The 7,807-nt window shown below is 52.0% G+C and carries 8 protein-coding genes; 5 read left to right on the top strand and 3 right to left on the bottom strand.

Going from position 1 to position 7,807, the window contains the following annotated elements; all coding sequences use genetic code 11:
• Nucleotides 1-102: 102 nt before the first annotated feature.
• Entirely contained in the window at nt 103-1,989 is a 1,887-nt protein-coding gene (locus VFS25_RS22285) for a monovalent cation:proton antiporter-2 (CPA2) family protein (RefSeq protein WP_326464389.1), read from the top strand.
• 4 nt (nt 1,990-1,993) lie between these two features.
• Here the strand turns inward: VFS25_RS22285 and VFS25_RS22290 are convergent, their stop codons facing one another.
• Entirely contained in the window at nt 1,994-2,248 is a 255-nt protein-coding gene (locus VFS25_RS22290) for a hypothetical protein (protein WP_326464390.1), read from the bottom strand.
• An 84-nt stretch (nt 2,249-2,332) separates the two neighbouring features.
• On the opposite strand from VFS25_RS22290, the gene VFS25_RS22295 reads away from it, so the two are divergent.
• Nucleotides 2,333-2,884: a cupin domain-containing protein gene (locus VFS25_RS22295; RefSeq protein ID WP_326464391.1), complete on the top strand. Its 552-nt coding sequence runs from the start codon at nt 2,333-2,335 to the stop codon at nt 2,882-2,884.
• Here the strand turns inward: VFS25_RS22295 and uxuA are convergent.
• The gene (uxuA, locus tag VFS25_RS22300) at nt 2,872-4,044 is read right to left on the bottom strand and encodes a mannonate dehydratase (RefSeq protein WP_326464392.1); all 1,173 of its coding nucleotides are present in this window, start codon (nt 4,042-4,044) and stop codon (nt 2,872-2,874) included. The genes VFS25_RS22295 and uxuA overlap by 13 nt on opposite strands.
• 82 nt (nt 4,045-4,126) lie before the next feature.
• Between uxuA and VFS25_RS22305 the strand changes: the two genes are divergently transcribed.
• Together VFS25_RS22305 and VFS25_RS22310 are read left to right on the top strand one after the other, a co-directional pair.
• Complete coding sequence (locus tag VFS25_RS22305; protein ID WP_326464393.1) at nt 4,127-5,383, top strand: ectonucleotide pyrophosphatase/phosphodiesterase; 1,257 nt, start codon at nt 4,127-4,129, stop codon at nt 5,381-5,383.
• Nucleotides 5,384-5,722: 339 nt separating this feature from the next.
• Nucleotides 5,723-6,199, top strand: a complete 477-nt coding sequence (locus VFS25_RS22310) for a hypothetical protein (RefSeq protein ID WP_326464394.1) — start codon at nt 5,723-5,725, stop codon at nt 6,197-6,199.
• A gap of 74 nt (nt 6,200-6,273) precedes the next feature.
• Here VFS25_RS22310 and VFS25_RS22315 read toward each other — a convergent pair whose 3' ends face one another.
• The gene (locus VFS25_RS22315; RefSeq protein WP_326464395.1) at nt 6,274-7,374 is read right to left on the bottom strand and encodes a slipin family protein; all 1,101 of its coding nucleotides are present in this window, start codon (nt 7,372-7,374) and stop codon (nt 6,274-6,276) included.
• Nucleotides 7,375-7,415: 41 nt separating this feature from the next.
• Here VFS25_RS22315 and VFS25_RS22320 point away from each other — a divergent pair, with 41 nt between their 5' ends.
• Nucleotides 7,416-7,616 (top strand): hypothetical protein, encoded by a 201-nt coding sequence (locus tag VFS25_RS22320; protein WP_326464396.1) that lies wholly within the window; start codon nt 7,416-7,418, stop codon nt 7,614-7,616.
• Nucleotides 7,617-7,807 lie beyond the last annotated feature (191 nt).

The raw sequence follows: 7,807 nt of genomic DNA on the forward strand, positions 1-7,807 counted from the left end.
TAAAGCTGCTTGCCCCCTGCATGCGATCACAAGCTGTTCAGTAAAAAACAGCTTACCAGAAATTACAGTACCCCGCCTAATACTGCTTTAAATTTTGTACAGATGAATGAGCATTCCTTTTTCTTTACCGCAATGATATACCTGGCCGCCGCGGTAGTGTGTGTGCCTGTAGCTAAAAAACTGGGACTGGGCTCCGTACTGGGGTACCTGCTGGCCGGTATTTTTATTGGACCGGATGTGATGGGGTTCATTGGCGCGGAAGGGCAGGACATATTGCACTTTGCGGAGTTTGGCGTGGTAATGATGCTGTTCCTGATAGGTATTGAGCTGGAGCCCGCGCTGCTGTGGAAGCTGCGGGCGCCCATTATTGGCCTGGGCGGCATGCAGGTGCTCATAAGCACCGCTGTAATTGCGCTCATTGCAGGGTGGATGGGGCAGCCCTGGAATGCGGCGCTGGCGCTGGGCATGACGTTCTCCCTTTCTTCTACCGCCATTGTGCTGCAGATACTGAAAGAAAAAGGATGGCTGCCGTCGGCAGCCGGGCAAAGCGCTTTTTCCGTGCTGCTGTTCCAGGATATTGCGGTAATACCCATACTGGCCATTTTCCCTTTGCTGGCGCCCATAGGCGCCCCAGCTAACACCGGCGGGCATACGCTGCGCGATGGCCTGCCAGGGTGGATGCAAACCCTGATGGTGTTTGGCGCTGTAATAGTAATTATACTGGCCGGGCGTTACCTGGTGCGGCCGCTGATGCGCGTGGTAGCAGGCACCCGGGTACGGGAGCTGTTCACCACCTTTGCGCTGCTGCTGGTAGTAGGCATATCCGTGCTTATGTCGTTAGTGGGGCTAAGTCCGGCCCTGGGCGCATTTTTAGGCGGGGTGGTGCTGGCCAACAGCGAATATAAGCATGAGCTGGAAAGCGATATAGAGCCTTTCAAAGGCCTGCTGCTGGGCCTCTTTTTTATTGCAGTAGGCGCCTCCATAGACTTTACGCTTATACTATCCCGGCCGCTGGCAATGATAGGGCTGGTGCTGGCCCTGATAGTAGTGAAATGCCTGGTATTAATGGGGCTGGGAAAGATGTTCAGGTTGAGTACAGATCAGAACCTGCTGTTCAGCTTTGGCCTGTCGCAGGTAGGCGAGTTTGCCTTTGTGCTGCTGGCCTTTACGCGGCAAACGGGCATTTTGCCGGATGCCACCGCCAGCATGATGACGGCTGTAGTAGCCCTGAGCATGGCCTTTACCCCGCTGGTGATACTGGTATATGAAAAGCTGCTGCAGCCCCGCTTTACCATTACGGAAAACAGCGATACCCGCGAGCCGGACGCCATTGATGTAAAGAACCCGGTAATACTGGCCGGCTTTGGCAAGGTAGGCAACGTGGTAGGCCGCTTTCTGCTGGCCAACGGCGTAGCCACCACCATACTTGACCTGGACTCTGACCACATTGACATGCTGCATAACCTGGGCATACGGGCCTATTACGGCGATGCCTCCCGTTACGACCTGCTGGAAGCAGCCGGCGCCGCCGAAGCCAAAGTGATTGTTATTGCCACAGACAACATTGAGCAAACAGCAGCAATAGTGAAGGTGGTACGCAAACATTTTCCCAACCTGCAAATGCTGGTAAATGCAGACAGTATACCAGATACCTTTGATCTTATGGAGCTGGGGGTGCTGCATATTTACCGGGAGTCGTTAGATACCTCCCTGCGCATGGGCGCCGATGCGCTGCACATGCTGGGCTTCCGCGCCTACAATGCGCAACGGGCCGCCAGCATGTTCCGGCAGCATGATGAAAAGGCGCTGAAAGACCTTTCGGCCCTGCGCGACGACAGCAAGGGCTACCTGAATACTTACCGCGAAAGCATTGAAGAAATGTCGAAGCTGATACAGAACGATAAGGTAAAGCCCTGGAACGATGAAATACTAAGCTGGGATGAACGCTCGCTGATGGAGGAAGAAGGGAACATGGAAGATACGGCCTGAAGGGCTACTCCGCCTCCTCACCATTGATGTGGGCTGCAATACGGCGCGCAACATCCGCCAGCAAACCGGCGTCTATATCCCAGGCATGCGCATGGTTATCTGCAACCGCGCGCGGAAAGCCCTCTTCGTCCGGTTCAAAAATAATTTCATGTTCCTGTATGGTTACCCTGTACACGGTTTTATACTGCTGCTGCCAGGGTTTTACCTCCAATATATGCGGGTGCTCTTTGTATTCAAATTTCAATGTGAAGTTATCCACGGTTGTTTGTTTTTCTGCTGCTTCAAATGTAACCGTTTTTTATGGTACAAGAGTTGTTGCGCTAATTGGAAAAACCATGTGATTATGGCCCAGCTTGTTTTATTATCCAGCGAGATACAACCATATGCCTTCCGCGACGACGGCATTTTTCCCAATAATCCTCATTTACCGGCACTGTTTTATGAAGACTGCCTGCAGGTGCCGGAGAACTTTTCCGCCGCCGCTGCCATAGAGGCCCTGTTTACCAGCAACGGATGGGGCGGTACCTGGGAAAGCGGCATCTACAATTTCCATCATTACCACAGCACGTCGCATGAGGTGCTGGGCATCAGCAGCGGAGAAGCTACGGTGCAGCTGGGAGGTCCGCACGGCGTTACCCTGGAGGTAAAAACGGGCGATGTGCTCATCATCCCCGCCGGCGTAGCACACTGCAGCCTTAACAGCAGCGCGGATTTCAGCTGTATTGGCGCTTATCCGCCCGGGCAGGAGCAATATGATATTTGCCGGGGCGATACCAGCGAGCGGCCGGATGCAGATGCGCGTATTGCAATATTGCCTTTGCCCGACGTAGATCCTGTATATGGCGTGGATGGCCCGTTGCGACAGTATTGGGTAGAGTGGCGTCAGCGCGTGTAACGGCTACCGGCAATGCCCAGCTGCAGCCCCAGCAAGGCTGCCAGCCCCTTCATCCGGCCAATAGCGGTATAACCGGGGTTGCATTGCTTATGCAGGTCGTCCAGTATACGGTGGCCATGATCGGGGCGGAAAGGAATGGGTAATGGTTGCTGCTGCTGCAGCTGCAGCAGGGTTTTCATAACCGCATGCATATCTACGCTGCCCTGTAAATGATCGGCCTCATAAAAATTTCCATTGGCTTCATGCTGCACATTACGCAGGTGTACAAAGTGTACACGCGGGCCTATCATGCGTAAAATAGCCGGCAGGTCGTTTTGCGGGTTAGCGCCCAGCGAACCGGTGCAGTAGCAAATGCCGTTGGCAGGACTGTCAACCGCGTTCAGTATAAAAGCAATATCATCGTAGGTGCTCACAATGCGGGGAAGGCCCAGCACATCAAACGGCGGATCGTCCGGGTGAATGGCCAGCTTAATGCCCAGCTTTTCCGCCACCGGCGTTACCTGCTTTAAAAAGTACTGCAGGTGCTGCCGCAGCTGCTGCCGGGAGATGTGCTTATAATGCTGCAGGCGCTCCCTGATACCGGGGATATCCAGCTTTTTTTCACTGGGAATGCCCAGCAGTATGGTATTTGCAATGGCCTGCTTTTGCGCATCGCTATACTGCTGCCATCGTACTGCCGCTTCCGTTACTGCAGCGGCGCTGTGAGCAGCAGCGGCATTTTTTCTTTCCAATAAGTAAATATCAAACAACGCCAGGTCGGCACAATCGAAATACAAGGCTTCAGCGCCGTTGGGCAGGCGGTAATCGATATTGGTACGCACCCAGTCCAGCACCGGCATAAAGTTGTAGGTAACGGTGCGGATGTTGCAGGCAGCCAGGTTCTCCAGCGTTAGCTTATATTTTTCTATGTAGCCGGTATAATCGCCGGTTTGTGTTTTTATAGACTCATGTACGGTTACGCTTTCCACCACATCCCAGGTAAGCCCTGCTTTTTCTATGAGGTGCTTACGCTCGGCAATAGCTGCTACAGGCCATATTTCGCCATGCGGAATATCATGTAGGGCAGTTACAATGCCGGCGGCATCTGTTTGCCGGATCTCCTGCAGGGTTACGGGATCATCCGGCCCAAACCAGCGCCAGGTAGGCTTTAACAATTTCATATAATGCGGAGTAGTGGCCATAACTAAAAAGTAATACACAAAATAATAAAGGATATTTAAATTTATTGCTTATTCCGGATGTATGGCCCAACGTTCTTTTTTACTATCCTGCGTTTATTGTTTTTTCGCAATTATATGCGCCGCGCAGGACACCTCCCTGCATGTTGTTCCCGGCCGCAGCAACAGTGCTGCGCAGCAGCAAAAGCCCTACCTGATCCTGATTTCCATTGACGGGTTCCGGTATGATTATGCAAAGAAGCACCATGCAAAAAATTTACTGGCGCTATCCGGCAACGGGGTACGGGCCAAAGCCATGCAGCCCGGCTTTCCTTCATTAACCTTTCCCAACCATTACACGCTGGTAACCGGCTTATATCCTGCGCACCACGGGCTTGTTGATAATACCTTTTATGACCGCGGGCGGCAGCAGGCATATGATACACATAACCGCCATGCAGTGGAAGACGGCACCTGGTATGGCGGCACGCCGTTATGGGTGCTGGCGGAGAAACAGCAGATGGTGAGCGCCAGCTATTTCTGGGTAGGCTCCGAAGCGGCTATACAAGATACGCGCCCCACCTATTATTTTAAATACAATGAGCGGCAAAGCATTGACAGCCGCATACAACAGGTAGTAAGCTGGTTAAGCCTGCCGGCAGATAAACGCCCGCATCTTATCACCTTTTATTTCCCGGAGGTAGACCATGCCGGGCACACCTACGGGCCTGAAAGCGCCGCCACACGGCAGGCCGTGCAGGTGGTAGATGCCGCTATTGGCAAAATGGCGGCAGCAGTAGCCAGGCTGCAGCTGCCGGTAAATTATATCGTGGTATCGGATCACGGCATGATGGAGGCCGACACCGCGCACCCCATAGCGCTGGAGCATATTGTTTCACTGGATGATTGCACCGTGGCCGCAGGTAATGAAAAGATCATGATCTATAATAACGACAGCGCCCGCATCCGGCAGCTATACGACACCTTGAAAGCGAAGGCGCAGCATTACCGGGTGTTCCTTAAAAAGGAAACGCCTGCACGCTGGCATTACGGGCAGGACGACCGCTATAACCGTATCGGTGACCTGATAGTATTAGCAGATGCAGGTTATGCTTTTAGCAGGAAAACGCGCATATGGCCGGGGCATCATGGCTACGATAACAACGAAGTCCGCATGAATGCTGTTTTTATGGCCTGGGGCCCTGCTTTCAAAAAACATGCTGTTATTCCTGTTTTTGCTAACGTACACGTATACCCGCTAGTAACCAGCATTTTAGGGCTGCGGATCACGTCGCCTGTAGACGGCAGGCCGGAAGTGCTGAAAAATATTCTGCAAAAATAGCTCCCGATCCATGTAAGAAACAGCCAATGTAATTATCTTTATAGGGTAAAACCATAATCCTTATTACCTATGCCCTCATCCGCCATTCACCTTGCAGCCAACAGCAGGCATACACCGGCCGGTAAACCAAAAAATCAATAATAATACTTACTAATACTGCATTTGCAGCTACTAAACTTTTCCCTTGTCAGGGCTTAAGGTTACAATAAAACAACCATGCAACAGGTTGCCTTTCCAGGCAGCCTGTTTTGTTTTTGCAGCGGGAGTGTTAAACAACGTTAATGGTTTAAACTCTTTTTAAAGCCGGCCATCTAACTATCAGATCAAAAATTTACGAACATGAAACGCTTTATACTTGCAGCCCTGCTGTTAACCGGCAGCATCGCTTCCCAGAATGCAAACGCTCAGGTAAGGGTTAACGTGAATTTTAATATCGGCAGCCAGCCTGAATGGGGCCCTGCAGGTTACGATTATGCTGAATACTATTACCTACCGGATATTGAGGCTTATTACAATGTGCCTGCCCGCCGGTTCATATATGCAGAAGGCGGCCGCTGGATTACCGCCGCCAGCCTGCCGGTGCGCTACCGCGGGTTTGACCTTTACCACAGCTATAAGGTAGTGATCAATGCGCCTAAACCTTACCTGCACCACAATGTGTACAGGACCCGGTATGCCGGCTACCGCGGCCGGCCTGGCCAGATGATCATCCGCAACAACCATTACAATAACCACGGCTATGCGCATGATAACCACGGGAACCATCATGACAACAGGAACCGGAACAACAACAGGGGTTGGGGTCACGGGCGCTAGGAAAGGACTATTATTTTACCTGCTATACATCACAACAACAAAAACGGGTTGGCTGCCTTTTGCAACCAACCCGTTTATTTTTGGGTAGTAAAGATCTGGCGCAGCTGATCAACCAGCGCACCGTTACCGTTAATGCTAATGTTGCTGATCTTTTCTGCTATCTTTTCCACGTATTCCATTTCCTTCAGCTTCCACAGCATGGGGTTATCTTCCATTAACCTGGCGGTGTTCAGCAGGCTGCGCGTGCTGGCGGTTTCTTCCCTGCGCATAATGCCGTTGGCCTGCGCTTTCTTTTCCGCAACCAGCACCTGGTTCATGATCTCCTTCATATCACCCGGCAGTATAATATCGCGTATACCAAAGCCGGTTACGGTAACGCCCAGGGCCGCAGCTTTATCGCTTACTGCCTGCAGTATGAAGGGCGCCAGGGCTTCCTTTTTTTCCAGCAATTCATCCAGCCCCAAACCGGCTACATACCCGCGCAAAGCCAGCTGAAACAGTATATACAGCTGCTTGTCATACTCGCGGTGCTGCAGCAATGCTTTTTCAATGTTTGCCACCTTGTACTGCGCCCAGGCGTTAATACGCAAAGCAGCTTTGTCTTTGGTAAGTATTTCCTGCCCGTTCAGCTCCAGCTGTTGCTGGCGCGTATCTGTTTTACCTATTACTATAGGAATGCTGTTGCGCCAGAAGGAGTACACACCCCCTGCCAGGGTTTGCGCATATTTACCATCAATGAACAGCACTGCCTTTTCATAGGCTTCTACGTTAAAGGTGCGCACATACGGCGCTACCAGCCGGTGCTGCAGGGTGGCGCGATCAATGTCTTCCGTTATCTGCACCTTGCTTAAACCGGCGCGTACAAACCTGTACTGCATAACACCTTTCCAGAACAGGTAGCGGCCGCGGGCTAATACCTGCTTCAGCAAACCGCTCTCATACTGCAGCACTATTTCATCTTCCTTTACTTCTATTATGTGCAGGCGGTCTGCCAGCTCCTTATCCTGCAACAGTATGTTCAGCTCATAGGCGGTTTCAAACTGTACAGTGGTATCGTACACACGTACGTTTTCCCAGGGCCACAGCCAGTGCTTACCTTCCGGCAGCATACGTTTATATACGCCGTTTTCAAACACCAGGCCTGCCTGGTAGGGAGTAATTGTGATCCGTTTCATTTTGTTTTCATTTTACAATTCATAAAAAACCGGCGCTGCTTATGTTCCGTAAACACGGAGGCAAACGGCCGTTCGCAGATGCATGGCATGCTACAGGAAACCGGCAACTCATCTTTTCCTGCGCCGCATACCCGCTGCTGCTAACGGTGGGCCTGCCTGCAGGCGCCTACGGAATGGCCATCGCCTGTACCTTTTGCACAGGCCCGGCCTGCAGCGCCGGCGTTGGGGTTGCGCCTTTTTAAGGAAGCGGCGCGCTTCCGGGTTACTACATAACTTTTCAGGTTATGCGAACATGCAACTGTTGCTCTAACCAATTGAGCTAATGATCCAAAAGACCATGAAGGAATCGAACCTTCTACCCACAGATCCCGATAACTGCGTAAGCGTGGCAACAGCATACAGCCGGCTACTGCCGCTGCACTGCGGGGCTTTA

The sequence above is a fragment of the Chitinophaga sp. genome (genome assembly GCF_035761305.1).
GTDB lineage: Bacteria > Bacteroidota > Bacteroidia > Chitinophagales > Chitinophagaceae > Chitinophaga.

Coding starts and splice junctions, on each gene's coding strand:
- VFS25_RS22285 (WP_326464389.1), top strand. CDS start 103: ATGAATGAGCATTCCTTTTTCTTTACCGCAATGATATACCTGGCCGCC.
- VFS25_RS22310 (WP_326464394.1), top strand. CDS start 5,723: ATGAAACGCTTTATACTTGCAGCCCTGCTGTTAACCGGCAGCATCGCT.
- uxuA (WP_326464392.1), bottom strand. CDS start 4,044: ATGAAATTGTTAAAGCCTACCTGGCGCTGGTTTGGGCCGGATGATCCC.
- VFS25_RS22315 (WP_326464395.1), bottom strand. CDS start 7,374: ATGAAACGGATCACAATTACTCCCTACCAGGCAGGCCTGGTGTTTGAA.
- VFS25_RS22305 (WP_326464393.1), top strand. CDS start 4,127: ATGGCCCAACGTTCTTTTTTACTATCCTGCGTTTATTGTTTTTTCGCA.
- VFS25_RS22320 (WP_326464396.1), top strand. CDS start 7,416: ATGTTCCGTAAACACGGAGGCAAACGGCCGTTCGCAGATGCATGGCAT.
- VFS25_RS22295 (WP_326464391.1), top strand. CDS start 2,333: ATGGCCCAGCTTGTTTTATTATCCAGCGAGATACAACCATATGCCTTC.